This window comes from Pseudomonas fluorescens group sp. PF-69 (assembly GCF_054481235.1).
Genome location: NZ_JBTMNC010000001.1, coordinates 3,231,414 through 3,254,708, shown reverse-complemented (window position 1 = coordinate 3,254,708; position 23,295 = coordinate 3,231,414). Strand labels below are relative to the sequence as shown.

The window sequence follows — 23,295 nt, the reverse complement described above, 5'->3', positions numbered from 1 at the left end:
CAAGCCTGCTCCCACCTTGATCTTTGGCGCCGCCCATTTTATGTACGCCCGATAACCCTGTGGGAGCTGGCTTGCCAGCGAAGGGGCACCCAAAATCAACATAACACTGAAACCAGGCGCAAAAAAAAACGCCAACCCGAGGGTTGGCGTTTTTTATGAAGCGCTTACCGATCACTCCGGCTTGCGACGACCAAAACCCGGACGCTGACCCGAACCGGCCGGTGCGCCACGACGCTTGCCTGAAGGCTTGTCACCCTCGACCAGCTTGATCCCCGGACGCTTTGGCGCCGGCTTGGCCGGACGCTTGGTGTCGACTGGGCGATCAGCGACCGGCGTACCGCGACCGGCTGGGGCGCCGCGACCTTCACCGCGCTCGGTGCGGCCATTGGCCGGACGTGGCGTGCGTGGACCGCGCTCGCCATCCTGACGTGCAACAGGCTTGCGCCCCGGACGCTCGCCTTCGATCTGCGGCTCGCGGCTTTCACGTGGCGCGGCAGGTGCACCAGCCGCCGGACGCAGGGTACGCACGCGCTCGGTCTTGGCCATCGGACGCGAAGACTTGCGCTGCATGCGCTCAAGCTTGTCTTTGCTCTTGGCGTTCAGTTGCGGCATGGCCACCGGGGTCAAGCCGACTTCGGCGCTGAGAATGTCGACTTCGTACTGGCTCATTTCGCGCCAGCGGCCCATCGGCAGGTCGGAGTTGAGGAACACCGGACCGAATCGCACGCGTTTCAGACGGCTGACCACCAGCCCCTGGGACTCCCACAGACGACGGACTTCGCGGTTGCGACCTTCCATCACCACGCAGTGGTACCAGTGGTTGAACCCTTCGCCACCCGGAGCCTGCTGGATATCGGTGAAACGCGCCGGACCGTCTTCGAGGACGACGCCCGCTTTCAGGCGCTCGATCATCTCGTCATCGACTTCGCCGCGTACACGCACGGCGTATTCGCGGTCCATCTCGTAGGACGGGTGCATCAGGCGGTTGGCCAGCTCACCGTCGGTGGTGAACATCAGCAAACCCGTGGTGTTGATGTCCAGGCGACCGATGTTGATCCAGCGCCCTTCTTTCGGACGCGGCAGCTTGTCGAACACGGTCGGACGACCTTCCGGATCGACACGGGTGCAGATTTCGCCGTCGGGTTTGTTGTACATGATCACGCGGCGTACCGACTCGGCGGCTTCTTCGCGCTTGATCACCTTGCCATCGATGGTGATGGCGTCGTGCATGTCGACGCGCTGGCCAAGGGTGGCGTCTTTGCCGTTGACCTTGATGCGGCCGTGGCTGATCCAGGCTTCCACGTCACGGCGCGAGCCGACGCCGATACGGGCGAGGACTTTCTGCAGTTTTTCGCCTGCTGGGCCGATTGGCTGGTCGTCTTGCTGGTCGTTGATACTCATCTGGGCACCTCCCGGTGTGATCTGTCCAGGCGTGGCCTGGAACGTTGCAAATCTGTGTACCTGGGCGAAGGGATCGCCGAAGGGTCGCGAATCATACGCTCATCAGGGCGTTTGCGCATCAGAGACTAGTTGATCCGCCAAAGCTTATTGGCTTTTCCGCCGACCGGTGATTGGGTGATGATTTACCAAAGCCCTGTGGGAGCGTGGCTTGCCCGCGATTGCGGTGGGTCAGACAGCAACAATGTCATCTGACACGCCCTCATCGCGGGCAAGCCCGCTCCCACAGGGATATTGGGTGGTTACAGGATTGCGGTCAGTCTTCGAATTCGCGGCGTTCGGCTTCGATGGCTTCAGCCAAAGCCAATGCTTCGGCCTCTTCATCACTCAGCTCGGGTTTTGACTGTTCCAGGGCAGCAACCGCCGCCAGCAGTTTTTCCCGGGCTTCGGCGACACCGAGAATGTCGTCTTCCTGTTCCGGCTCGATGTCTGCTTCAGGCTCCGCTTCAAGGTCAGGCGCCGGCTCGATCTGCACGGTTTCGGTGTCCGGCTGAACGTCAGCGAACTCCGGATCAGTCACGGATACCTCGCCATCACGCAACAAATCATCGAAATCGGTCTTGATCCCCTCCTCCATGCTGTCCAGTTCCAGCAACAGCGTATGGAAACTGGTTTCTTCCTTGGGCTCTTCCGGCTCGGCGCTGGCGTCCGCCAATTCTTGCAGACCGGCGGGCACCGGCGCATCGTCGAAATCGAGCACCGGATCGGGCTCCAGTTCGCGCAATTCGGCCAGCGGCGGCAGGTCGTCGAGGTTTTTCAGGTTGAAGTGATCGAGAAACGCCTTGGTGGTGGCGAACATCGCCGGCTTGCCCGGCACGTCGCGGTATCCGACGATGCGAATCCACTCACGCTCCATCAGCGTTTTGACGATCTGACTGTTGACCGCCACACCCCGCACGTCCTCGATCTCGCCACGGGTGATCGGCTGGCGGTAGGCGATCAGGGCAATGGTCTCGAGCATGGCGCGGGAATAGCGCTGCGGGCGCTCCTCCCACAAACGGCCGACCCACGGCGAAAACTTTTCGCGGATTTGCAGGCGATAACCGGACGCGACCTCCTTCAGTTCAAAGGCGCGGCCATCGCAGGACTTGGCGAGTATCGTCAACGCTTTCTTGAAAACCGGTGGCTCCGGCCGCTCGCCCTCTTCGAAGAGTTCGAACAGACGCTCCAGGGATTGCGGTTTTCCCGAGGCCAACAGGAAGGCTTCGAGCAAGGGTGCCAGCTCGCGGGGTTCACTCAGGTTCATGATTCAACTCGTTATTCGGCTCGGGCTCGCACGTGGATCGCTGCGAACGGCTCATTCTGCACCAGCTCGACCAAGGATTCCTTGACCAGCTCGAGGATCGCCATAAATGTCACCACCACCCCCAGACGCCCTTCTTCGGCGGTGAACAGCTCGACGAACGGCACAAACCCGCCGCCCTTGAGCCGTTCCAGCACATCGCTCATGCGCTCGCGAGTGGACAGCGCCTCGCGGCTGACCTGGTGGCTTTCGAACATGTCGCCGCGACGCAGCACTTCGGCCATGGACAGCAGCAGTTCCGACAACCGCACGTCCGGCAGCAGCTTGCGCGCCCGGGCCTCCGGGGCGTCGAGCTTGGGCACCAGCACATCGCGACCGACGCGACTCAGACCGTCGATGCCTTCGGCGGCGGCCTTGAAGCGCTCGTACTCTTGCAAGCGGCGGATCAGCTCGGCGCGCGGGTCTTCTTCCTCGTCTTCGACGGTTTCAGCCCGTGGCAACAGCATCCGCGACTTGATCTCGGCCAGCATCGCGGCCATCACCAGGTACTCGGCAGCCAGCTCCAGGCGCACCGACTGCATCAACTCGACATACCCCATGTACTGACGGGTGATTTCCGCCACAGGGATGTCGAGGATATTGATGTTCTGTTTGCGGATCAGGTACAGCAGCAGATCGAGGGGGCCTTCGAAGGCTTCGAGAAAGACTTCGAGCGCATCCGGCGGAATGTACAAGTCCAGCGGCATTTCCATGACCGCCTGGCCATAGACCATGGCGAAGGGCAGCTCTTGCTGGGCTCCGGCCTGACTGTCGACGGGTTCTACTGCGGACATCTAGGCCTCGGCCATGAACGGCGTGGGATCGCCGCAACCGACGCGGATCACTTCCGGCTCGCCGTCGGCGAGGTTGATCACGGTGGACGCCTTGACCCCGCCGAAACCGCCGTCGATGATCAGGTCAACCTGATGCTCAAGCACCTGGCGCATTTCATAGGGATCGGTCATCGGGTCTGTTTCGCCGGGCAGGATCAGAGTCACACTCATCAGCGGCTCGCCGAGCTCTTCGAGCAGCGCCAAGGCAATCGGATGGCTCGGCACCCGCAGGCCGATGGTGCGTTTTTTCGGGTGCAACAGCAGGCGCGGCACTTCACGGGTGGCGTTGAGAATGAAGGTGTACGGGCCCGGTAGATGGGCCTTGAGCAAGCGGAAAAGGCCGGTGTCGATCTTGGCGAACAGTCCCAGTTGCGAAAGGTCGCTGCAAATCAGCGCGAAATTGTGCTTGTCATCCAGCCCGCGCAACCGGCGCACACGCTCCACGGCATTCTTGTCGCCGATCTGGCAACCAATGGCGTAGGACGAGTCCGTGGGATAAATCACCACCCCGCCGCTGCGGATGATCTCGACCGCCTGTTTGATCAGGCGCGCTTGCGGGTTTTCCGGATGAATCTGGAAAAATTGACTCACATTCTCTACCTGTTCAGACGGCGGCAATAATTGGGTCATGTTTGAATCGACACCACAGTGGTGGCAGATCCTCCGGGACCGGGCGGTACTCACCGATCTCGGACCAGCCTCCAGGGCCATGAAAATCACTGCCGGCGCTAACCAGCAGACCAAACTCCCGGGCGAGAATGGCCAGGCTGCCCACTTGCTCGGCGGGCTGATGGCCATTGACCACTTCAATCGCGTGGCCCCCTGCTTGAATATAGTCGGCAATCAGGCGGCGACGTTTGCTGCGCGTGAAATCGTAATGCCAGGGGTGCGCCAGACTGACCCAGGCGTTGGCTGCGCGCAGTGTTTCAACGGTATCTTCCAGCGTCGGCCAATGTAGCTTGACGTCGCCCAGCTTGCCGGCACCCAGCCATTTGCGGAACGCTTCGGCGCGATCCTTGACGAAACCTTCGCGCACCATCCAGTCGGCAAAGTGCGGGCGGGCCGGCGCGTTGCCGCTGTCACCCAATTCCTGCTGGATCTCCCGTGCGCCTTCCAGCGCGCCCGGCATGCCTTTGAGCGCCAGTTTTCGGCTGATTTCTTCGGATCGCAACCAGCGACCGTCATGCAATTTGGCGATTGCCTCGACCAACGGCGCGGCATTGACGTCGAAACCGTAGCCCAATACATGAATGGTCGCACCGCCCCAGGTACAGGACAATTCGACACCGTTGACCAGTTGCATCCCCAGCGCGTTCGCTGCGTTGCGGGCCTCGTCGAGGCCCTCGAGGGTATCGTGATCGGTCAAGGCCAGGACTCGCACGCCTTTCTCGAACGCACGCGCAACCAGAACCGCAGGCGCCAGGGCGCCATCGGAGGCCGTGCTATGGCAGTGCAAATCAACATTCACGGGGCTTTGTAACCTCAAATCAGCTGGCGCTATCGCGCGCCCATATGTTTGTTATTATGCCGCCACATCCTGCTTCTGGCTGCCACTGTGAAACAATTCATCGATTTCATCCCCCTCCTGCTGTTTTTCATCGTCTTCAAGATTGATCCAAGGGTCGTCGACATTGCCGGCCACGAGGTCACTGTAGGCGGCATCTACAGCGCCACCGCGATGCTCATCATCAGTTCCCTGGTGGTCTACGGCACGCTGTTCATCAAACAGCGCAAGCTGGAGAAGAGCCAGTGGCTGACCCTGATCGCCTGCCTGGTCTTCGGCAGCCTGACCCTGGCGTTCCACAGCGAGACCTTCCTGAAATGGAAGGCCCCGGTGGTCAACTGGCTGTTCGCCCTCGCGTTCATTGGCAGCCATTTCGTCGGTGAGCAGTTGCTGATCAAACGCATCATGGGCCACGCGCTGACCCTGCCTGACGCCATCTGGACCCGCCTGAACATCGCCTGGATCGTGTTCTTCCTGTTTTGCGGTGCCGCCAATCTCTTTGTCGCGTTCACCTTCCAGAGCTACTGGGTCGACTTCAAGGTCTTCGGCAGCCTGGGCATGACTTTGCTGTTCCTGGTCGGTCAAGGTATCTACCTGTCCCGCCACTTGCACGATGCCGATACCACCACGCCAAAAACCGAGGACTGACATGCTTTACGCAATCATTGCCACAGACGTCGCCAACTCCCTGGAAGCTCGCCTGGCCGCCCGGCCAGCGCACCTTGAGCGTCTGCAAGTGCTCAAGGGCGAAGGTCGCATCGTACTGGCCGGCCCGCATCCGGCGGTCGACAGCAATGATCCGGGCGCGGCGGGTTTCACCGGCAGCCTGATCGTCGCCGAATTCGACTCCCTGAGCGCTGCCCAGGCCTGGGCCGACGCCGATCCGTATATCGCCGCAGGCGTCTACGCCAACGTTTCGGTCAAACCGTTCAAGCAAGTCCTGCCGTAATTCGTCCCCCTCGCGATGAACCTTCTCGGTTCATCGCGCTCTCAATCGCTCATTATTCTCGTTTGCCTGCCGACAACTTCCCAATACTCGTATTGGAATCAGGAGTCGTGATGCGCAAGGGTCCGTTGTGTCTGATGTTGGTCACGTTGTCGATCGTGGCCCCCGTCCACGGTGAAGAAAGCGCCAGTGGCGGTAATTCGACGCCGCTGTCCCTGAACGCTGGCAGCCAGATCACCGAGTTGCAACAGCGTCTTAAGGAAAGCGAGCGGCAACGGGAAGAACTGAGCAAACAATTGCAAAATGCCGATGGCGAACGCGAAAGCCCCGTGCTGGCCCGATTGCGCCAGGAGAACCAGCGCTTGAAGCTGCAACTCAAGGAGGCCCAGGCCAGCAGCCCGCTGCCGCGCTTGCTGACCGATCAGCAACAATGGTTCGTCATCGGCGCCGGAGTTGCGCTATTGGCCTTGCTCTGCGGTATCTTCGCCAGTGGTGCAAGTCGAAAACGTCGACAATGGCTAAATTGAGTGAGTCATGAGCGAGCTGTTACTTATTGATGATGACCAGGAGCTGTGCGAGCTCCTGAGCAGTTGGCTGAGCCAGGAAGGCTTTCAAGTCCGTGCCTGTCACGATGGCCAGAGCGCCCGTCGTGCACTGGCCGAAACGTCTCCGGCAGCCGTCGTGCTGGATGTGATGTTGCCCGATGGCAGCGGCCTGGAACTGCTCAAGCAACTGCGCAGCGATCACCCGGACTTGCCGGTACTGATGCTTTCGGCCCGCGGTGAACCTTTGGACCGCATCCTCGGCCTGGAACTGGGTGCCGACGATTACCTGGCCAAACCCTGCGACCCGCGGGAACTGACCGCCCGCCTGCGAGCGGTGTTGCGCCGCAGCCACCCGGCGGCCGTTTCCAGTCAGCTGGAACTGGGCGACCTGTGTTTCAGCCCGGTGCGCGGCGTGGTCAGCATCGACGAACAGGAATTCACCCTCACCGTCTCCGAAAGCCGCTTGCTGGAAGCCTTGCTCAAGCAACCCGGCGAGCCACTGGACAAACAGGAACTGGCGCAAATAGCCCTCGGTCGCAAACTGACGCTGTACGACCGCAGCCTGGACATGCACGTCAGCAACCTTCGCAAGAAGATCGGCCCGCACCCGGATGGCCGTCCGCGCATCGTCGCGCTGCGTAGCCGTGGTTACTACTACAGCCTGTAAACCGAGAAGGAGCTGGCCGACTGCAACCTGTGGCGAGTCAGCTTGCTCCCTCGCCCCAGACCGGCGCCCCAAATGACGTTATGTCAGGTCGGCGGAAAACCATCTTTACCCAAGCTTTACGCTCCACTGACCGCCGCTGACCTTGATCTCCGTAATCTGTACTCATCCGGAACGTACCGGGAACGAGACAAGGAGATTCACCATGCGCAAGACTCTTATCGCTCTGATGTTCGCCGCCGCCCTGCCGACCGTTGCCATGGCCATGCCTGAAGGCACAGGCCCGATGGGTGGGCCAATGGACGGTTCGCGCCATGGCGGTCAGATGCACGGCATGCACGGCAAAGGCCCGTACAGCCAACTGGACCTGAGCCGCGAACAGCGCGATCAGATCCGCAAGATCATGGGCGAGCAAATGCATGAGCGTCAGCAACTGGTAGACAAGTACCTGGAAAAACTTTCGCCAGCCGACCAGAAAGCCATGAAGGACGAAATGGCCGCCAACCACAAGAAAGCCGAAGCCGACGTCCGCGCCCTGCTGAAGCCGGATCAGCAGAAGAAATTCGACGAGATCCAGAAGCAACAGGCTGAACGCCGCGCCGAATGGGCCGAATTCAAGGCCTGGAAAGCGCAACAACCGCAAAAAGCGCAATAATGCGTTAACCCCGGACCCAATGGCTGAACACCGTTGGGTCTGATGCTTTTACTGTAGGAGCGAGCCTGCTCGCGATGGACCTCAACGATAACGCGCGGCAACAGGTAGCACGTGTTGTCTATTCGTTTTTCGCGAGCAGGCTCGCTCCTACATGTGATTCCGTGATTGTTCGAGGATTTTCTGTGCGCTCATTGTTCTGGCGTATTCTGGCCAGCTTCTGGCTGGCGATCGCTTTGGTTGCAGGACTCTCCATTCTGCTGGGGCACATGCTCAATCAGGACGCGTGGATTCTCAGTCGTCATCCCGGCCTCAACACCCTGGCCGAGGAGTGGACTCAAACCTATGAGACCCAAGGCGAGGAAGCCGCCCAGGACATTCTCGAACAGCGCAAACGCCAATATCACATCGATGTTCAGGTGCTCAACGAAAGCGGCGACCCGGTGGTGCGCGGCACCTTCCCACGTCGCGCGGCGGCCTTCGAAGCACGCCAGAACAATGATGACCGGCACCTGCCATGGCGTCGTCTGACGGCGGAATACACCAGCGAAAAAACCGGCGACACCTACCTGCTGATTTACCGCATTCCACACCCGGAACTGGACGCCTGGCACCGCGAAAGCCTGCTCTGGCCGTTGAGTGCGCTGGGGATCGCCTTGGTGGTACTGACCTTGTTCAGCTTGTTCGTGACCCTTTCCATCACCCGCCCCCTCAACCGTTTGCGCGGCGCGGTGCATGATCTGGGGCAAACCACTTACCAACAGAACAGCCTGGTCAAACTGGCCAACCGCCGCGATGAATTCGGTGTGCTGGCCAACGACTTCAACCGCATGGGTGCACGCCTGCAAAGCCTGATCGGCAGCCAGCGGCAATTGCTGCGCGATGTGTCCCACGAACTGCGCTCTCCCCTCGCCCGGCTGCGCATTGCCCTGGCCTTGACCGAACGGGCGTCACCGGAAGAACGGCAAAAGCTCTGGCCGCGCCTCACGCGCGAATGTGACCGACTCGAAGCGCTGATCAGCGAAATTCTGGTGCTGGCGCGGGTCGATGCCGATAACGCCAGCGCTGAGGAGGTGGACCTCAACGCCTTGCTCACAGCGCTGCAACGGGATGCGCAAATGGCTTCACCGGAACAAAGCGTAAGACTGGAGGCTGAGGCGCAACTGAACCTGAAAGGCTGGCCGACCATGATCGAACGCGCCGTGGACAACCTGCTGCGCAATGCCCAGCGCTTCAACCCGGTGAACGGGCAACCGATCGAAATGCTGGCATTGCGTCAGGGAGACCGGATCGTGGTGAGCGTGCGCGATCATGGGCCGGGCGTTGACGCCGAACACTTGAATCAACTCGGTGAACCCTTCTACCGCGCGCCGGGGCAGACTGCGGCAGGCCACGGTTTGGGTTTGGCCATTGCACGGCGGGCAGCGGAGAGACATGGCGGCAGTCTGGTGCTGGCCAATCACCCGGAAGGCGGGTTTATTGCCAGCCTGGAATTGCCACTCGTCCCAGGCGCAGTGGTCCAACCCTGAACCCCTGTGGGAGCGAGCCTGCTCGCGAAAGCGGCAGTACATTCACAATCAAAGTGACTGAAACACCGCTATCGCGAGCAGGCTCGCTCCCACTTTTGATCGAGGTCGTCAGGCTTTAACGGGCCAGGCGCAGACAAATTCGGCCAGATCAACTTTCTCCGCAACGCGCGGTTCTTTCTGCGGCGTGCCAAGGTACAGAAACGCAATCACCTCCTCACCTTCGGCCAATCCCAAGCCCTTGGCCACATGCGGCGAATAGGCCAGATCACCCGTACGCCACACCGCGCCAATGCCCTGCGCATAGGCCGCCAGCAAAATCCCGTGGGCCGCGCAGCCAGCCGCCAGCCGTTGCTCGGACTTTGGATATTTGACGTGATCCTGCAAGCGCGCAATCACCACGACCACCAGTGGCGCCCGCAGCGGACCGTTGCGCGCCTTGTCGATGGCCGCCTCGCTGGCTTCGCCATCCTGCAGCTTTGCGGCTTCGGCCAGCAACTCGCCCATTTGCTCGCGCGCAGCACCTTCGACGGTCAAGAAACGCCACGGCTGCAAGTGACCGTGATCGGGTGCACGCATGGCGGCGGCAAACAGCGCCTCGCGCTGCTCTGGCGTGGGAGCCGGCTCGACCAGGCGTGGGACGGAAACACGGTTGAGCAATACGTCGAGAGCCTGCATCGGCCACCTCCTGAAAAATTGGTGCGGCTATTCTAGCGGTATCTACCGCCAGAGTGCCGGTTTACATGCCCTGCACCGCAGGTAGAATGGCGCCCTTCCCACATTCAGCCGAGCGGACCTCATGGCGTTGCCGACCTTACGGATCATTGGTTTCATCATCGGCATCTTCCTGATAACCCTGGCCATCGCCATGGTCGTGCCCATGGCCACGCTGGTGATCTTCGACCGCACCCATGACCTGCCGTCGTTCCTCTGGGCCAGTATGATCACCTTTGTCGCCGGCCTGGCGCTGGTCATTCCGGGACGACCCGAGCACATTCACCTGCGTCCACGGGACATGTACCTGCTGACCGTCAGCAGCTGGCTGGTGGTGTGCATCTTCGCCGCACTGCCGTTTCTGTTGACCCAGCGCATCAGCTACACCGACTCGTTTTTTGAAAGCATGTCCGGCATCACCGCCACCGGCTCGACGGTACTCAGTGGCCTGGACAGCATGTCCCCCGGCATTCTGATGTGGCGCTCGCTGTTGCACTGGATCGGCGGCATCGGCTTTATCGGCATGGCGGTGGCGATTCTGCCACTGCTGCGCATCGGTGGCATGCGGCTGTTTCAGACCGAGTCGTCGGACCGTTCCGAAAAAGTCATGCCCCGTTCGCACATGGTGGCGCGGTTGATCGTAGCGGCCTACGTCGGCATCACCATTGTCGGCAGCCTGGCGTTCTGGTGGGCCGGGATGAGCCTGTTCGATGCGATCAACCATGCGATGTCGGCGATTTCCACCGGTGGTTTCTCCACCTCCGACCAGTCCCTGGCCAAATGGACACAACCGGCGGTGCACTGGGTGGCGATCGTCATCATGATTCTCGGCAGCCTGCCGTTCACCCTGTACGTGGCGACCCTGCGCGGCAACCGCCGGGCGCTGATCAAGGATCAACAGGTCCAAGGCTTGCTTGGCATGTTGCTGGTGACCTGGCTGGTGCTCGGCACCTGGTACTGGTGGACCACCAAACTGCATTGGCTGGAAGCGCTGCGGCATGTGGCGCTGAACGTGACGTCGGTGGTGACGACCACCGGTTTCGCACTGGGGGACTACAGCCTCTGGGGCAATTTCTCGCTGATGCTGTTCTTCTATCTGGGCTTTGTCGGCGGTTGTTCCGGCTCGACGGCTGGCGGGATCAAGATTTTCCGTTTCCAGGTGGCCTACATTCTGCTCAAGGCCAACCTTAATCAGTTGATTCACCCGCGCGCGGTGATCAAGCAGAAGTACAACGGTCACCGGCTCGATGAAGAGATCGTGCGTTCGATTCTGACCTTTTCGTTTTTCTTCGCCATCACCATCTGCGTGATCGCGCTGTTGTTGTCGCTGCTCGGGGTGGACTGGATGACCGCGCTCACCGGCGCCGCCAGCACCGTGTCCGGTGTCGGTCCCGGCCTGGGTGAAACCATCGGCCCGGCCGGCAACTTCGCCTCGCTGCCCGACGCCGCCAAGTGGATTCTCTCGTTCGGCATGCTCTTGGGCCGACTGGAGATCATTACGGTGTTTGTTCTGTGCATTCCGGCGTTCTGGCGTCACTGACCGTCGGTGGCGCTTCCATCAATCGCGCCCGGTATTCGCCGGGCGTGGCATCGAACCAGCGCCGGAAGGCGCGGAAGAAGTTGCTCGGATCGGCGAACCCCAGCAGGTAGGCAATTTCCAGCAGGGTCATGGTCGGTTGCACCAGATACTGCTCGGCCAATTCGCGCCGGGTGTCGTCGAGCAACGCTTGAAAACTCGTGCCCTCTTCCTGCAAGCGTCGCTGCAAAGTACGTTGCGACAGGTGCAGCGTTTGCGCCACGGTGTCGCGCTTGGGCTCGCCCTGTGGCAGCAAGCGGCATAGCACCTGCCGCGCCTTGTGGGTCACGCGCCCCTCGGAAAACCGTGCCAGGTATTCGCCGGCAAAGCGGTCATGCAGCAGCGCCATGGCCTCGTTGGCTGTCGGCAATGGCGCTTCCATGTCCGAACGCTCGAAAATCAGCGCATCGTAAGGTGCGTTGAACACCAAGGGCGCATGGAAAGCCTGTTTATAGGGCTCGAGATTGGCCGGTTGATCGCCCTGGACCAGCACTTTGCGCGGGTGCAGCGTACGACCGGTCAGCCAGCCGCACAACGCCAGGGCGCAGGCCAGTGAGGCTTCGGCGCTTTGACGGGTGGGCGGCAAATGATCGCCGTGGACCGTCAGAATCAGCGCATACCCCTCATCCAGCAGACGGAAACTCAGGTCCGCGCTTTCAGCAATGATTCGCTGGTAACGCACCAGCCGCTTGAAACCTTCGGCCAGGGTCTGGCTGGACATCAAGGCGTAGCCGGTCACATGGAACTGCGCGGGTCGTACCACCTTGCCCATGTTCAGGCCAATCGCCGGATTGCCGGACAGCTCAACCGCGCGTTGCCAGAGTCGTGTCATGGAGTCCTGCGGAAATCGCGCATCCGGATCATCCAATGCCGCGTAGTCAAGCCCCAGCTGTTTGAACAGAACCCGGCAATCCAGGCCGTCCATTTCCAGTGCTTTGACAATCCCCATCGCCCAGCTTGCAGAAGTCGTTCGTTCGCTCATGTCGGGTTCTTACATGATGAGCCGCAATGTCACGGCCAATTTCCGAAGGATACTAAAGTGGCGCCTATTGTCACTGGCCGATGCCATTGATCACTCTAGACTCAAATAAGCTACCCGCAGAACAACTTGCAGTCAGAACAATAACCACAGAGATCGCGGTCGTGGAAAACGTCAAACGATTCAACAGCTTCGCTGAGTTTTACCCGTATTACCTCAGCGAGCACAGCAACAGCACTTGCCGACGAATGCACTTCATCGGCACGACGCTGGTCATTTTCATTCTGGCGCTGACCATTGGTCGGGGCGCCTGGATGCTGTTATGGGCTTTGCCGGTGGCCGGTTACAGCTTCGCCTGGGTCGGACATTTCTTCTTCGAAAGGAATCGCCCTGCAACGTTCCAACATCCCTTCTATAGCCTGCTCGGCGATTTCGTCATGTATCGCGACATGATTCTGGGACGCGTGCCGTTCTAGAGCACAGGAGGATTGCCGATGAATGCAAACGCCCGTTTCACCCACATGAAGGACGGCACCCAGGAAGACTGGGCGATCATTGCTGCGGACTTCAGTGCCTACGCCCGTCAACTGCCGGCACGAATCGCGGCGCACCTGAAGTTGTTGGAGGGTGATTTTGGTGGCTTTCCAGTGGACCGCCTGACCCACTCCCTGCAAACCGCCACCCGCGCCTGGCGCGACGGCCGCGATGAAGAGTACGTGGTCTGCGCCCTGCTCCATGACATCGGCGACACCCTTGGCTCCTACAACCACCCGGACATCGCGGCCGCCATCCTCAAACCGTTCGTCAGCGCCGAGAATTTGTGGATGGTGGAAAAACACGGAATTTTCCAGGGCTACTACTTCTTCCATCACCTGGGCATGGACCGGCACCTGCGCGAGCAATTCAGCGATCACCCGCAGTACCTGGCAACCATCGAATTCTGCGCCAGGTACGATGCGGCGGCGTTTGATCCGGCGTATGACACCCTGCCGCTGAGCTTCTTTGAACCGATGATGGCGCGGCTGTTTGCGCAGCCGAAGCACTCGATCTACAAGGCGGCGATGGAAGAATACTCACCCGCCTGACAGGCCACAGGGGACCGTGTTCTTTCAGGAAAAACGATCAAATTGTGGGAGCGAGCCTGCTCGCGATGAGGCCACTGCAATCAGCACAATATTCAAGCCGGCTCGGCGACTTTCAAAGCCTTCAACTGCGCCTCCCGCGCCTGGGCATCCGCCAGGCGATACAACTCGATCGTGCCATCCCAATGCTCGATCAGCGCTGTGCAAGACTCCACCCAGTCCCCGCAATTGAGGTAATCCACCTCGCCGACCTTGCGAATCTCGGCATGGTGAATGTGCCCGCACACCACGCCATGCAGCTCGCGTTTGACACACTCATGGGCGATGGCTTCTTCAAAATCGCTGATGAAGCTGACGGCGGTTTTCACCTTGTGCTTGAGGTACGCCGACAGCGACCAGTAGCCATAGCCATAACGGGCACGCCAATGGTTGAGCCAACGATTGAGGGTCAGGGTGAATTCGTAGGCCGAGTCGCCGAGAAAGGCCAGCCAGCGGTGATAGCGAGTGATCACGTCAAACTGGTCACCGTGGATCACCAACAAATGCCTGCCGTCAGCGGTCACGTGCACCGCTTCGTCCACCAACTGGATATTGCCCAGAATCAGCTTCGAATAGCGGCGCAGGAATTCGTCATGGTTGCCGGTGACGTAGATCACCTCGGTACCGCGCTTGGCCATGGTCAGCAAGCGCCGGATCACGTTGGTGTGCGCCTGCGGCCAGTACATGCCGCTGCGCAGTTTCCAGCCGTCGATGATATCGCCCACCAGATAGATCTTGTCTGCGTGGTAACCCTTGAGAAACTGCGACAGATGCTCGGCCTGGCAATCGCGCGTGCCCAAATGCACGTCGGAAATCCACAGGGTCCGCACTCGTTGTTTACGGCTGGGTTTGGCGAGCTCGGCGCTGGTCATGGGCAACCCTCAGGACTGGTTTTCGCCAGCTTGCGCCGGGTGGATTAATAGCCCATGACAGCAGCAAGTCAGTCTTGTGACAACGCGAACGAGCCGCCCCGGTGTAAACTGCCGCCCAGTCCCCGGAGCCCTGCGATGAGACCGATCCTCACCCTTCGCCAGTACAGCCACGACCTGATCATCCACAGCCACGAGCACGCACAATTGGTGTTCGGGTTGTCGGGTGCGCTGGATTTCGAGATCGACGGGCGTGGCAGCCAGGTGGTTCAGCAGAGTTTCGCGGTGGTGCCATCCGGCGCGCACCATGCGTGTGGCAGCGCCAATGGCAGCCGTTGCCTGGTACTGGACGTGCCCGGTGATCAATGGGTCTCTCAGTCCCTGGGCGATCATGCCGAATCCAGCCGACGCTTGCTCGACAACGCTGGACGGCTGTCGCTGGATGCCGGGCAAAGCCAACTGGTCGCCTGGCTGGCCAACAGTCCGGTCGAGGATCCGCTGATTGCGCAACAGGGTGCGGTGCTGTTGCTGGCCAGTCTGAACAACGCAAGACCTGACAGCGTCGGTACTCGGCGCCTGCCCTATGCTGCATTGAATGCGCACATTGACCAATACGCCGCCTACCCGCTGCAAGTCGCCGATCTGGCACGCGTGGCCGGCCTCTCCAGTGCTCGCCTGCACGCCCGGTTCGTTGCCGAATGCGGGCAGACACCGATGGATTACATCCGCAGTCGCCGCCTGCATAAGGCCGTTACCTTGTTGCGCGAATCGATGCTGCCCATAGGCGAGATTGCCTGTCGCGTCGGTTACAGCTCCCAGAGTGCATTCGCCGCCGCAGTGCTGCGCGAGTTCGGCACATCACCCGGCAAACTGCGACGCGAGGCTGGCGACAAACAGTGAGAGTCTGACGACAGACACGACGGTAGCGGGTGCGGTTAAATGGTCTGGCTCACGATGTTTATCAAGGACTGCAATGACTCCCCGTACCGCCCTTGGCGCCCTGCATATCGGCGCACTGATGTTTGGCCTGACCGGCGTATTCGGAAAACTCGCCGCGGCCTCACCGGCCATCATCGTTTTCGGCCGCGCGGCATTCGCAGTGCTGGCGCTGGCATTTTTTGCACGATTCGCCCACCAGAGCCGCTGGCAAACACTTGAAGCCGTGGACTGGCGTCGACTGTTGCTCGGCGGCCTGTTGCTGGCCGGGCACTGGGTAAGTTTCTTCACTGCGGTGAAAGTGGCTGGTGTGGCGATCGCAACGCTCGGTTTTGCCAGTTTCCCGGCCTTTACCGTCATCCTCGAAGGCCTGATTTTCCGCGAACGCATTCGCGCCAATGAGATCCTGCTGGTCGTGCTGGTCAGTATCGGGTTGGTGCTGGTGACGCCAGCGTTCGATCTGGCCAGCGGCGCTACCACCGGCCTGCTCTTGGCAGTGGCGTCAGGTCTATTGTTTGCCCTGCTGTCGCTGACCAATCGCGTCAGTTCCGGTCGCATTCCGCCGGTGCAGGCAGCGTTATGTCAGAACGTGGTGGTTGCCCTGTGCCTGTTGCCGATGGCGGCGCCACAATTGAGCGAGGTGCGTGCCATCGACTGGCTGTGGATCGGCCTGCTCGGGGTGTTCTGCACCGGCGTTGCCCACAGCCTGTTCGTCGCCAGTCTCGCCGTGATCAAGGCCCGGACCGCCGCCGTGGTCTTCGCCCTGGAGCCGGTTTACGGGATCACGGTGGCCTGGCTGTTATTCGATGAAAACCCGACCCTGCGCATGTTGCTGGGCGGTGCGCTGATCATCGTCGCGATTGTGGTGTCCAGCAGGCTTGCGGGCGGTTCGAGCAAGAAAGCCGTCGCCGCAGAGGCCGCCTCTCACTGAGTGCGGTCGTTGTGTCCGAGATCCCGGTCCGGATCGATTTGATCGCGGACCCGCTGTTTCAGAACCTTGGCCTCGGGAAACCCACCGTCAGCCTTGCGCTCCCAGATTTGCACCTCGTCGCAGAAAATGTGAAAGACCCCGCCCGTGCCGGGTACCAGGGACACTTTGCCGAGATCATCGCCGAACGTGCTGAGCAGCTCCTGGGCCAGCCAGGCAGCGCGCAACAGCCACTGACATTGGGTGCAATAAGTGATGACGATTTCCGGTTTGCTCGCGGTCATGAAAGACAGGTTCCCTGAAGCATAAAGACTGACGTTTGAATGCGCTCCAGCTTACAACACATCACATCTGTGGCGAGGGAGCTTCCCCCCTCGCCACAATAGTTCCTTACACCCAGGATTATCGGGTGCCGGCCCATTAACTGCGGGCCGTCTGTTTCGGCGGATCAAGGTCCGTCGATGGAACCGGCTCGGCGAACTCGACGAGAAAGCTGTCGTCCATCGATCGGGAAACGGGTTCGATTTCCCATTCAATTTCGGGCTCCGGCAGCGTAGACGCACTCGGTGGCGGTGCGATGGCGTCGATCAAGTCCCAACTCGCCCCCATCGACAGGTCATCCAGGTTCAACTGGTACTCGTTGCCAGACGCGGTCGCCACGGGCACTGCGGCTGGTGCGACAGGGCTCAACCCGGGATGACGTGCAGGGTTTTCCAGAAGTTCTTGTGGGGCAAACCCGGAACTGCGCAGGCTGGCCTGTTGCGCGTCATGGGCCGCGATATCACCTTGCTTGCCCAGAACATCCTGCCGTGGTTCCACCGATCGGTTCAGCACCGGCTCTTGCTTGGCCTCAGGTTCGGGGGAGGTCTGAAATGGCTGGCGGCGACGCCGAACGAACCATCCCAGCACCCCCAACACCACCAGCGCCGGTAGCCCGAATATCAGCGACAAATCCGTCCCGGGCTCAGCCGTAACGACAGGCGTCGGCGTCACCACCGCAGGCTCATCCGGCTCCGCTGCCGCCTGCTGAACTTCTGCCAAGCGGGTTTGCAACTCGGCTACCTGCTTTTTCCCAGCGGCGATCTGTTCGCCCTGTGCCAGGAGCGTCGCCTTGAGCTCGTCGACGCTTGCCTGCAATTGCTGGTTTTGCAGCACGCTGGCGGCCAATTGTTCAGAAAGCGGATCATTCACTGGCGCGGCGCCAGGCCTGGGCGGTTCCTTGCGCGCAGGAAGTGGCGCGACGGCAGGCTGGACACTCGGAAATTCGGAAGAGGGTCGGCCGATCAGCGGTTCATCCGTTGCCGGCACAATATTTGTTGATCCCGGAGGGTCGATCAGCACCGTGTACTCGCGCAGCAAGCGGCCGTTGCGCTGATTGAGCTGTACGAGGAAATTCAGGAAGGGTTCATTGACCGGTTTGTTAGATGTGACCTGGATCAGGCGACGGTTGCCCCGCAGGATGGGGGTGAACTTCAGGTTATCAAGGAAGAGCACCCGCTCGACACCGGCCCGGCTGAATTCGTCCGCTGTCGCCAGGCTGGCCGACAGTTCGCCCTCCTCCAGACCTGCGGCATCCAGAAGCGCGATGTCGGCTCGCAGCGGTTGATTCAATGCCGAGTGAACGGTCATTTCACCGAGTCCCAGCGCTGACGCCAATGCCGAGTAAGTGACAACGGCACCGACCAGCAACAATCGGGTGCAACAGCGTACAACGAAAAGCCGACTCTCAAGCATGAGCATCCCTTAGTGACCAGAACCAACCTGCACGTGTTCGCACATCCGGTACGAACACGATATCGCGCAGTAGTTCTTATAGTCTGCTCAATGCGGCCTCTCACAAGCCTGGCGCGGGGTTATGCCTCAAGATTTTTCAAGATTGCCAAGAATGTGCCCATGAACCCGCATGCACACCGCCAAATCCGCCTCATCCACGCCTTCGAACAGCTCGTGGCGCAGTTGCGTGGCAATGGTTTCAATTTGTTCGATCAGGGGGAGCGCCGGGGCGCAGAGGACGATTTTCTTGGCTCGACGATCTTCCAGCACCGCTTGACGCAGTACCAGGCCCTGGCTTTCCAGGCTATCGAGCAGGCGGGCCAGGGTGGGGCCTTCCACACCGACGCTTTGCGCCAGTTCACGTTGCGTCGGGGCTTCGTCGAAACGCGCCAGGTGCAGCAGCACCAGCCAACGCGCCTGGGACAGTCCGAGCCCGGCCAGTCGGCGGTCGAGTTCGGCACGCCAGCCGCGCGACATCTGTGCCAATTGCATGCCAAAGCGGTGTTGATCGGTTAACGGCATAAAACACTCATGATTAGACTGAAATAGAGAAAACCTAATTATTAGTCAGCTAAGCATGAGCCTTGCCCTGAGGCAAGGCTTGATCTGTAGTGAATCGTTACATCAGCACGACAGATCACTCAAATCTCGAATTCGGACTGCAATGCAGCCCGTACACAGTACAAAACACCTTCCGGCACCCGGCCTGCAAACAGCGCGGAAATCTCCGACACCGGCGGTAACTCGCCTTCGCCGTCGAGGAACGCATCCTGGACTTCGCCCATCAAGTCCTCGGGCAAATCCAGTGCCTGTTCCAGCGATAGCTGCTGCTTGCCAATGGCCTCGGCCAGCATGATGTAGACGTTCTTTTCCGAGCATTGCAGCTGACCGGCAATCTGCAGCGGCGTCATGCCGGCGCGCGCCAGGGTGATCAATTCGTGGCGCACATCGGCCACTGCCTTCGGTGCCTCGACCTGGCCGCCGAGAACTTCGAGGAAGGCCTCGCCATAACGTTCCAGCTTGCGTGCGCCGACGCCACTGACCGTGGCCATTTCCGCCAGGGACGTGGGCTGGCTGCGGAGCATTTCCAGCAAGGTGGAATCCGGGAAGATGACGTAAGGCGGCACGCCGTGTTCTTCGGCGAGTTTGCGTCGCAGGGCACGCAAGGCTTCCCACTGTTCGCGTTCTTCGCCGCGCACCAGTTGGCTCGCCTGGCTCTTGCTGCTTTTGGTCGTGGTTTGCGCCTTGAGGTCGCGGCGCAGTTCCAGAGTCACTTCACCCTTGAGCAGCGGCCGGCAGCTGTCACTCAGGCGCAAGCCGCCGTAACCTTCCAGGTCGATATCCGCCAGCCCCCGGGCAACCAGTTGTCGGAACAACGAGCGCCATTCGCCTTCGGCCATTGCTTTGCCGACACCGAAAACCGACAGGTGTTGATGACCGAAACTGCGGACCTTTTCGTTGTCCTTGCCCAGCAATACATCCACCAAATGCCCGACACCGTAGCGCTGGCCGGTGCGGTAGATCGCCGAAAGCGCCTGACGGGCGGGCTCGGTGGCGTCCCAGGTCTGCACGCCGTCGACACAGTTGTCGCAATGACCACAGGGCTCGGGCATGTCCTCGTCGAAATAGGCCAGCAGGGTCTGGCGGCGGCAGCGGGTTTCTTCGCACAGCGAGAGCATGGCGTCGAGCTTGTGCTGCTCCAGGCGCTTGTGGCGTTCGTCGCCTTCGGAGTTCTGCAGCATCTGCTTGAGCATCACCACGTCTTGCAGGCCGTAGGCCATCCAGGCGTCTGCCGGCAGGCCGTCACGCCCGCCGCGACCGGTTTCCTGGTAGTAGGCCTCAAGGGATTTTGGCAAATCGAGGTGTGCGACAAAACGTACGTTGGGTTTGTCGATACCCATGCCAAACGCCACGGTGGCGACCATGATCAGGCCTTCCTCGTTGAGGAAGCGCTTCTGGTGGTAGGCGCGCAAATCGTTGGGCAACCCGGCGTGGTAGGGCAGCGCCGGGAAGCCTTGTTCACTGAGGAATGCCGCCACCTCCTCGACCTTTTTGCGCGACAGGCAATACACAATGCCGGCATCGCTGCGCCGTTCGGCGAGAAACGCCAGCAACTGCTTGCGCGGCTGCTCCTTGGGCACGATGCGATAAAAGATGTTCGGCCGATCAAAGCTCGACAGGAAGCGCTCGGCGTTCTGCAAGTGCAGGCGAGTGACAATCTCTTCCCGGGTGCGTTTGTCGGCGGTGGCGGTCAGGGCGATGCGTGGCACATCGGGGAACATTTCCGCCAACTGGCCCAGTTGCAGGTACTCCGGGCGGAAATCATGGCCCCATTGCGACACACAGTGCGCTTCGTCAATGGCGAACAGAGCGATGTTCAACCCTTGCAGGAACGCCAGCATGCGTGGCTGGACCAGCCGTTCCGGCGCGAGATAGAGCATTTTCACTTCGCCGCGCTTGATGCGGGCCGCCAGGTCGCGCTGTTGCTCGGCACTGAGGGTGGAGTTCAACGCGGCGGCGGCCACGCCCAGCTCTTCGAGCGTCGCGACCTGATCGTCCATCAAGGCAATCAGCGGCGACACCACGACGGCCAGGCCATCGCGCAACAGCGCCGGCACCTGGAAGCACAAGGATTTGCCGCCACCGGTAGGCATCAGAACCAGGGCATCGCCGCCGCTGGCCACGCGCTCAATGATTGCACCCTGACGGCCACGGAAACTGTCGTAGCCGAAGATGTCCTTGAGGACGCGTTGAGCCTGTTCGAGCATAAAAACTCCAAAAATCACCGAAACATCCCTGCAAGGCTGGTTCAGAACCGCCAGCACCACACCGACAAATCGTAAGTGTGTGTTGCATGTCGCTTCACATTTCAGCCGGGACGCCAGCAGGGCATCACAAAACGCGCGAGTATACCCGAGCACTGTCCGACAAAGGGCGCCGCTGATAAGACGCTCCAACAACACCGTACAAATCCTGTGGGCTTGAGCTTGCTCGCGATGGCGGCGGATCAGGCAGTGACGATGTTGGATGTGACGACCTCATCGCGAGCAAGCTCGTTCCCACGGGGAATGCGGTGCAAATATGCCGCGCGGCTGGCCTGAGCGCTCAAGAAGGCCTAGAATTCCCGCATCTGTTAATTCCCCAAGGTAGTCCTTTAATGTCCTTCGCTGAGCAACTAACCCGCCTGCAAGTCTTCCTCGACGCCGATGAACTGCATGACGAGGCGCTGGACTACGTGGCCGCCCACGGCTACCTCACCGCGCTGTCGATCTGTTCCGAAGTCGTTCCGGATCGTGAGTGGATCGACGCACTCTTCGCCGAAGAGCCGCATTACGCCGACGACACCGAGCGCGAAGCGATCGAATCCACGTTGCTGGCCCTCAAGGCGCACATCGCCCGTCAACTGGCCTCTGATGAAGAGTTCGAGTTGCCCTGCGACCTGGACCTGGGCGAAGACCCGGACGATTCCGATCTGCGTGGCTGGTGCATCGGTTTCATGGAAGGCGTGTTCCTGCGCGAAGAAGCCTGGTTCGAAACCGCCGAAGATGAAGTCAGCGAAATGTTGCTGCCGATCATGGTCGGTTCGGGCCTGTTCGACGAGCAACCGGAGTTCTCCGACATCGCCGCCGACGCCAACCTGATGGACGACATGATCGTACAGATCCCGGAAGCCCTGACCGCGCTGTACCTGCTGTGCAACGCGCCAGACGAAAAACCGGCGATCCTCAAGCCACGTCACCACTAAGGTCCCGCCTATGGACGCCCCCATAGGCAACCGCCCCCTGATGTTGCGTTACGTGTTGCTGACCATCGGCTGGCTCAGCGTAGCGCTGGGGGTGATCGGGATTTTTCTGCCGGTATTGCCCACCACGCCCTTCCTGCTGCTGGCGGCCGCCTGTTTCGCCCGCAGTTCGCCGCGCTTTTATCGATGGCTGGTGGAGCATCGGCACCTTGGCCCCTGGATTCGCGACTACCTCGATGGCAATGGCATTCCGCTCAAGGGCAAGGTCTACGCCATCGGCCTGATGTGGGCGAGCATCCTGTTCTCCTGCTATCTCGTGCCCCTGCCCTGGGCTCGCGGCTTCATGCTGACCAGCGCGGTGCTGGTGACGATCTATATCCTTCGCCAGAAAACCCTGCACAAATCCTGAACGTCTGTGTCGCCTTCGCCACGCAGGCCGCCCTGCGCGACACCTTCATCCGACGACCTGCCCCTCTTCGCGGCAAACACCACCTAGACTTCAACACTCAACACACGAGCAGCCGGACATGTCCCGCAGCCAGCGAAGTCCAGGATGGCCAACGTTCCGACTTCGGATCGGCGGGCGACTGCTATTGGCCGCTTTTCTGCTGATCGGCCTGACCAGCGCCTCGGCCTATTGGGATTTTGCACAGATTCTAGAAAGCGTCGGACAGCGTTACGGCCCCCTCGGCCTTGAAGAGAGACGTATCGTGGCCTGGAGTCAAATGCTCCAGGGCGAACGCAACGCGCCTGAGGGCGAACAACTCAATGCGGTCAATCGTTTCTTCAATCAACAACTGAATTTTCAGGACGATAGCCGCGTCTGGCATCAGACCGACTACTGGGCCACGCCCGCCGAATCCTTGATCAAGGGCGCCGCGGATTGTGAGGACTACGCACTGGCGAAATATTTCAGCCTGCGGCAACTCGGCATTCCCAGCGAGAAACTGCGCATTACCTACGTCAAGGCGCTGACCCAGAACCAGGCGCATATGGTGCTGACCTTCTACAGCAGCCCTGCCGCCGACCCGCTGGTGCTGGATAACCTGATCGGTGACATCCGCCCCGCCTCCCAACGCAAAGACTTGTTGCCGGTGTATGCCTTCAATGCCGAAGGCCTCTACCTACCCGGTGCCAAGGGCGGCAATCGCAGCAGCGACTCGAAAAAACTGTCGCGCTGGCAAGACGTCCTGAAAAAGATGCAGGCCGAAGGGTTCTCCGTGGGCAACGGTTAACGGCCACAGCAA

The 23,295-nt window shown here is 60.6% G+C and carries 26 protein-coding genes; 14 read left to right on the top strand and 12 right to left on the bottom strand.

Features of this window, described 5'->3' with window-relative positions; translation table 11 throughout:
• Positions 1-171: 171 nt before the first annotated feature.
• The 5 genes from rluB to ACX3YF_RS15100 all read right to left on the bottom strand — a co-directional run bounded on the left by rluB (position 172) and on the right by ACX3YF_RS15100 (position 5,041).
• Positions 172-1,401 (bottom strand): 23S rRNA pseudouridine(2605) synthase RluB, encoded by a 1,230-nt coding sequence (rluB, locus tag ACX3YF_RS15120; protein WP_047532076.1) that lies wholly within the window; start codon positions 1,399-1,401, stop codon positions 172-174.
• Between the two features lie 313 nt (positions 1,402-1,714).
• Complete coding sequence (gene scpB, locus ACX3YF_RS15115) at positions 1,715-2,704, bottom strand: SMC-Scp complex subunit ScpB (RefSeq protein WP_448647326.1); 990 nt, start codon at positions 2,702-2,704, stop codon at positions 1,715-1,717.
• A gap of 11 nt (positions 2,705-2,715) precedes the next feature.
• Positions 2,716-3,474, bottom strand: coding sequence for a segregation and condensation protein A (locus ACX3YF_RS15110; protein WP_174552501.1), 759 nt, complete (start codon positions 3,472-3,474; stop codon positions 2,716-2,718).
• 60 nt (positions 3,475-3,534) lie between these two features.
• Positions 3,535-4,164: an L-threonylcarbamoyladenylate synthase gene (locus tag ACX3YF_RS15105; protein ID WP_130203818.1), complete on the bottom strand. Its 630-nt coding sequence runs from the start codon at positions 4,162-4,164 to the stop codon at positions 3,535-3,537.
• A gap of 13 nt (positions 4,165-4,177) precedes the next feature.
• On the bottom strand, positions 4,178-5,041 hold the full coding sequence (locus ACX3YF_RS15100; RefSeq protein WP_103406381.1) for a PHP domain-containing protein: 864 nt from the start codon (positions 5,039-5,041) through the stop codon (positions 4,178-4,180).
• Positions 5,042-5,128: 87 nt separating this feature from the next.
• On the opposite strand from ACX3YF_RS15100, the gene ACX3YF_RS15095 reads away from it, so the two are divergent.
• The 6 genes from ACX3YF_RS15095 to ACX3YF_RS15070 all read left to right on the top strand — a co-directional run bounded on the left by ACX3YF_RS15095 (position 5,129) and on the right by ACX3YF_RS15070 (position 9,413).
• A complete protein-coding gene (locus ACX3YF_RS15095) occupies positions 5,129-5,725 on the top strand; it encodes a septation protein A (protein WP_103406380.1) in 597 nt (198 codons plus the stop codon).
• Between the two features lies 1 nt (position 5,726).
• A complete protein-coding gene (locus ACX3YF_RS15090) occupies positions 5,727-6,026 on the top strand; it encodes a YciI family protein (RefSeq protein ID WP_008156126.1) in 300 nt (99 codons plus the stop codon).
• Positions 6,027-6,136: 110 nt separating this feature from the next.
• Positions 6,137-6,550: a translation initiation factor 2 gene (locus ACX3YF_RS15085; RefSeq protein WP_130203821.1), complete on the top strand. Its 414-nt coding sequence runs from the start codon at positions 6,137-6,139 to the stop codon at positions 6,548-6,550.
• 7 nt (positions 6,551-6,557) lie between these two features.
• The gene (locus ACX3YF_RS15080; RefSeq protein ID WP_027922300.1) at positions 6,558-7,235 is read left to right on the top strand and encodes a response regulator transcription factor; all 678 of its coding nucleotides are present in this window, start codon (positions 6,558-6,560) and stop codon (positions 7,233-7,235) included.
• 202 nt (positions 7,236-7,437) lie between these two features.
• Positions 7,438-7,887: a Spy/CpxP family protein refolding chaperone gene (locus ACX3YF_RS15075; RefSeq protein ID WP_130203823.1), complete on the top strand. Its 450-nt coding sequence runs from the start codon at positions 7,438-7,440 to the stop codon at positions 7,885-7,887.
• Between the two features lie 182 nt (positions 7,888-8,069).
• Entirely contained in the window at positions 8,070-9,413 is a 1,344-nt protein-coding gene (locus tag ACX3YF_RS15070) for a sensor histidine kinase (RefSeq protein WP_130203824.1), read from the top strand.
• A gap of 108 nt (positions 9,414-9,521) precedes the next feature.
• Here the strand turns inward: ACX3YF_RS15070 and ACX3YF_RS15065 are convergent, their stop codons facing one another.
• A complete protein-coding gene (locus tag ACX3YF_RS15065) occupies positions 9,522-10,088 on the bottom strand; it encodes an NAD(P)H nitroreductase (protein ID WP_448647328.1) in 567 nt (188 codons plus the stop codon).
• 121 nt (positions 10,089-10,209) lie between these two features.
• On the opposite strand from ACX3YF_RS15065, the gene ACX3YF_RS15060 reads away from it, so the two are divergent.
• Positions 10,210-11,664 (top strand): TrkH family potassium uptake protein, encoded by a 1,455-nt coding sequence (locus ACX3YF_RS15060; protein ID WP_130203825.1) that lies wholly within the window; start codon positions 10,210-10,212, stop codon positions 11,662-11,664.
• Here ACX3YF_RS15060 and ACX3YF_RS15055 read toward each other — a convergent pair.
• On the bottom strand, positions 11,621-12,682 hold the full coding sequence (locus tag ACX3YF_RS15055; protein WP_458973899.1) for an AraC family transcriptional regulator: 1,062 nt from the start codon (positions 12,680-12,682) through the stop codon (positions 11,621-11,623). The two genes, ACX3YF_RS15060 and ACX3YF_RS15055, sit on opposite strands and share 44 nt — an antisense overlap.
• A gap of 161 nt (positions 12,683-12,843) precedes the next feature.
• Here ACX3YF_RS15055 and ACX3YF_RS15050 point away from each other — a divergent pair, with 161 nt between their 5' ends.
• Both ACX3YF_RS15050 and ACX3YF_RS15045 read left to right on the top strand, forming a co-directional pair.
• A complete protein-coding gene (locus ACX3YF_RS15050; RefSeq protein ID WP_198132676.1) occupies positions 12,844-13,155 on the top strand; it encodes an Mpo1-like protein in 312 nt (103 codons plus the stop codon).
• A gap of 18 nt (positions 13,156-13,173) precedes the next feature.
• Positions 13,174-13,764 (top strand): HD domain-containing protein, encoded by a 591-nt coding sequence (locus ACX3YF_RS15045; RefSeq protein WP_198132677.1) that lies wholly within the window; start codon positions 13,174-13,176, stop codon positions 13,762-13,764.
• 92 nt (positions 13,765-13,856) lie between these two features.
• Here the strand turns inward: ACX3YF_RS15045 and ACX3YF_RS15040 are convergent, their stop codons facing one another.
• Positions 13,857-14,672 carry a UDP-2,3-diacylglucosamine diphosphatase gene (locus tag ACX3YF_RS15040; RefSeq protein ID WP_458973898.1) on the bottom strand — a complete coding sequence of 272 codons (816 nt, stop codon included), beginning with the start codon at positions 14,670-14,672 and terminating at the stop codon, positions 13,857-13,859.
• A gap of 135 nt (positions 14,673-14,807) precedes the next feature.
• On the opposite strand from ACX3YF_RS15040, the gene ACX3YF_RS15035 reads away from it, so the two are divergent.
• Together ACX3YF_RS15035 and ACX3YF_RS15030 are read left to right on the top strand one after the other, a co-directional pair.
• A complete protein-coding gene (locus tag ACX3YF_RS15035; RefSeq protein ID WP_090464246.1) occupies positions 14,808-15,569 on the top strand; it encodes a helix-turn-helix transcriptional regulator in 762 nt (253 codons plus the stop codon).
• A 73-nt stretch (positions 15,570-15,642) separates the two neighbouring features.
• The gene (locus tag ACX3YF_RS15030) at positions 15,643-16,536 is read left to right on the top strand and encodes a DMT family transporter (RefSeq protein ID WP_458973897.1); all 894 of its coding nucleotides are present in this window, start codon (positions 15,643-15,645) and stop codon (positions 16,534-16,536) included.
• Here the strand turns inward: ACX3YF_RS15030 and ACX3YF_RS15025 are convergent.
• The 4 genes from ACX3YF_RS15025 to recQ all read right to left on the bottom strand — a co-directional run bounded on the left by ACX3YF_RS15025 (position 16,530) and on the right by recQ (position 21,074).
• Entirely contained in the window at positions 16,530-16,817 is a 288-nt protein-coding gene (locus ACX3YF_RS15025) for an Rdx family protein (RefSeq protein ID WP_130203830.1), read from the bottom strand. The genes ACX3YF_RS15030 and ACX3YF_RS15025 overlap by 7 nt on opposite strands.
• Positions 16,818-16,953: 136 nt before the next feature.
• Positions 16,954-18,267, bottom strand: a complete 1,314-nt coding sequence (locus ACX3YF_RS15020) for a type IV pilus assembly protein FimV (protein WP_458973896.1) — start codon at positions 18,265-18,267, stop codon at positions 16,954-16,956.
• 126 nt (positions 18,268-18,393) lie between these two features.
• Positions 18,394-18,828, bottom strand: a complete 435-nt coding sequence (locus tag ACX3YF_RS15015) for a MarR family transcriptional regulator (protein WP_198132679.1) — start codon at positions 18,826-18,828, stop codon at positions 18,394-18,396.
• Between the two features lie 119 nt (positions 18,829-18,947).
• Positions 18,948-21,074: a DNA helicase RecQ gene (gene recQ / locus ACX3YF_RS15010; RefSeq protein WP_458973895.1), complete on the bottom strand. Its 2,127-nt coding sequence runs from the start codon at positions 21,072-21,074 to the stop codon at positions 18,948-18,950.
• Positions 21,075-21,463: 389 nt separating this feature from the next.
• Here recQ and ACX3YF_RS15005 point away from each other — a divergent pair, with 389 nt between their 5' ends.
• From ACX3YF_RS15005 to lapG, 3 genes are all read left to right on the top strand, one after another.
• Complete coding sequence (locus tag ACX3YF_RS15005; RefSeq protein WP_034146211.1) at positions 21,464-22,051, top strand: UPF0149 family protein; 588 nt, start codon at positions 21,464-21,466, stop codon at positions 22,049-22,051.
• Positions 22,052-22,061: 10 nt separating this feature from the next.
• Positions 22,062-22,457 (top strand): YbaN family protein, encoded by a 396-nt coding sequence (locus ACX3YF_RS15000; protein ID WP_047532112.1) that lies wholly within the window; start codon positions 22,062-22,064, stop codon positions 22,455-22,457.
• Between the two features lie 118 nt (positions 22,458-22,575).
• Positions 22,576-23,283, top strand: coding sequence for a cysteine protease LapG (gene lapG / locus ACX3YF_RS14995; RefSeq protein ID WP_196587097.1), 708 nt, complete (start codon positions 22,576-22,578; stop codon positions 23,281-23,283).
• The last annotated feature ends 12 nt before the right edge of the window (positions 23,284-23,295 follow it).

Coding starts and splice junctions, on each gene's coding strand:
- lapG (WP_196587097.1), top strand. CDS start 22,576: ATGTCCCGCAGCCAGCGAAGTCCAGGATGGCCAACGTTCCGACTTCGG.
- ACX3YF_RS15090 (WP_008156126.1), top strand. CDS start 5,727: ATGCTTTACGCAATCATTGCCACAGACGTCGCCAACTCCCTGGAAGCT.
- ACX3YF_RS15085 (WP_130203821.1), top strand. CDS start 6,137: ATGCGCAAGGGTCCGTTGTGTCTGATGTTGGTCACGTTGTCGATCGTG.
- ACX3YF_RS15110 (WP_174552501.1), bottom strand. CDS start 3,474: ATGGTCTATGGCCAGGCGGTCATGGAAATGCCGCTGGACTTGTACATT.
- ACX3YF_RS15000 (WP_047532112.1), top strand. CDS start 22,062: ATGGACGCCCCCATAGGCAACCGCCCCCTGATGTTGCGTTACGTGTTG.
- scpB (WP_448647326.1), bottom strand. CDS start 2,704: ATGAACCTGAGTGAACCCCGCGAGCTGGCACCCTTGCTCGAAGCCTTC.
- ACX3YF_RS15025 (WP_130203830.1), bottom strand. CDS start 16,817: ATGACCGCGAGCAAACCGGAAATCGTCATCACTTATTGCACCCAATGT.
- ACX3YF_RS15060 (WP_130203825.1), top strand. CDS start 10,210: ATGGCGTTGCCGACCTTACGGATCATTGGTTTCATCATCGGCATCTTC.
- ACX3YF_RS15035 (WP_090464246.1), top strand. CDS start 14,808: ATGAGACCGATCCTCACCCTTCGCCAGTACAGCCACGACCTGATCATC.
- ACX3YF_RS15055 (WP_458973899.1), bottom strand. CDS start 12,682: ATGAGCGAACGAACGACTTCTGCAAGCTGGGCGATGGGGATTGTCAAA.
- ACX3YF_RS15065 (WP_448647328.1), bottom strand. CDS start 10,088: ATGCAGGCTCTCGACGTATTGCTCAACCGTGTTTCCGTCCCACGCCTG.
- ACX3YF_RS15080 (WP_027922300.1), top strand. CDS start 6,558: ATGAGCGAGCTGTTACTTATTGATGATGACCAGGAGCTGTGCGAGCTC.
- recQ (WP_458973895.1), bottom strand. CDS start 21,074: ATGCTCGAACAGGCTCAACGCGTCCTCAAGGACATCTTCGGCTACGAC.
- ACX3YF_RS15075 (WP_130203823.1), top strand. CDS start 7,438: ATGCGCAAGACTCTTATCGCTCTGATGTTCGCCGCCGCCCTGCCGACC.
- ACX3YF_RS15015 (WP_198132679.1), bottom strand. CDS start 18,828: ATGCCGTTAACCGATCAACACCGCTTTGGCATGCAATTGGCACAGATG.
- rluB (WP_047532076.1), bottom strand. CDS start 1,401: ATGAGTATCAACGACCAGCAAGACGACCAGCCAATCGGCCCAGCAGGC.
- ACX3YF_RS15020 (WP_458973896.1), bottom strand. CDS start 18,267: ATGCTTGAGAGTCGGCTTTTCGTTGTACGCTGTTGCACCCGATTGTTG.
- ACX3YF_RS15005 (WP_034146211.1), top strand. CDS start 21,464: ATGTCCTTCGCTGAGCAACTAACCCGCCTGCAAGTCTTCCTCGACGCC.
- ACX3YF_RS15045 (WP_198132677.1), top strand. CDS start 13,174: ATGAATGCAAACGCCCGTTTCACCCACATGAAGGACGGCACCCAGGAA.
- ACX3YF_RS15040 (WP_458973898.1), bottom strand. CDS start 14,672: ATGACCAGCGCCGAGCTCGCCAAACCCAGCCGTAAACAACGAGTGCGG.
- ACX3YF_RS15030 (WP_458973897.1), top strand. CDS start 15,643: ATGACTCCCCGTACCGCCCTTGGCGCCCTGCATATCGGCGCACTGATG.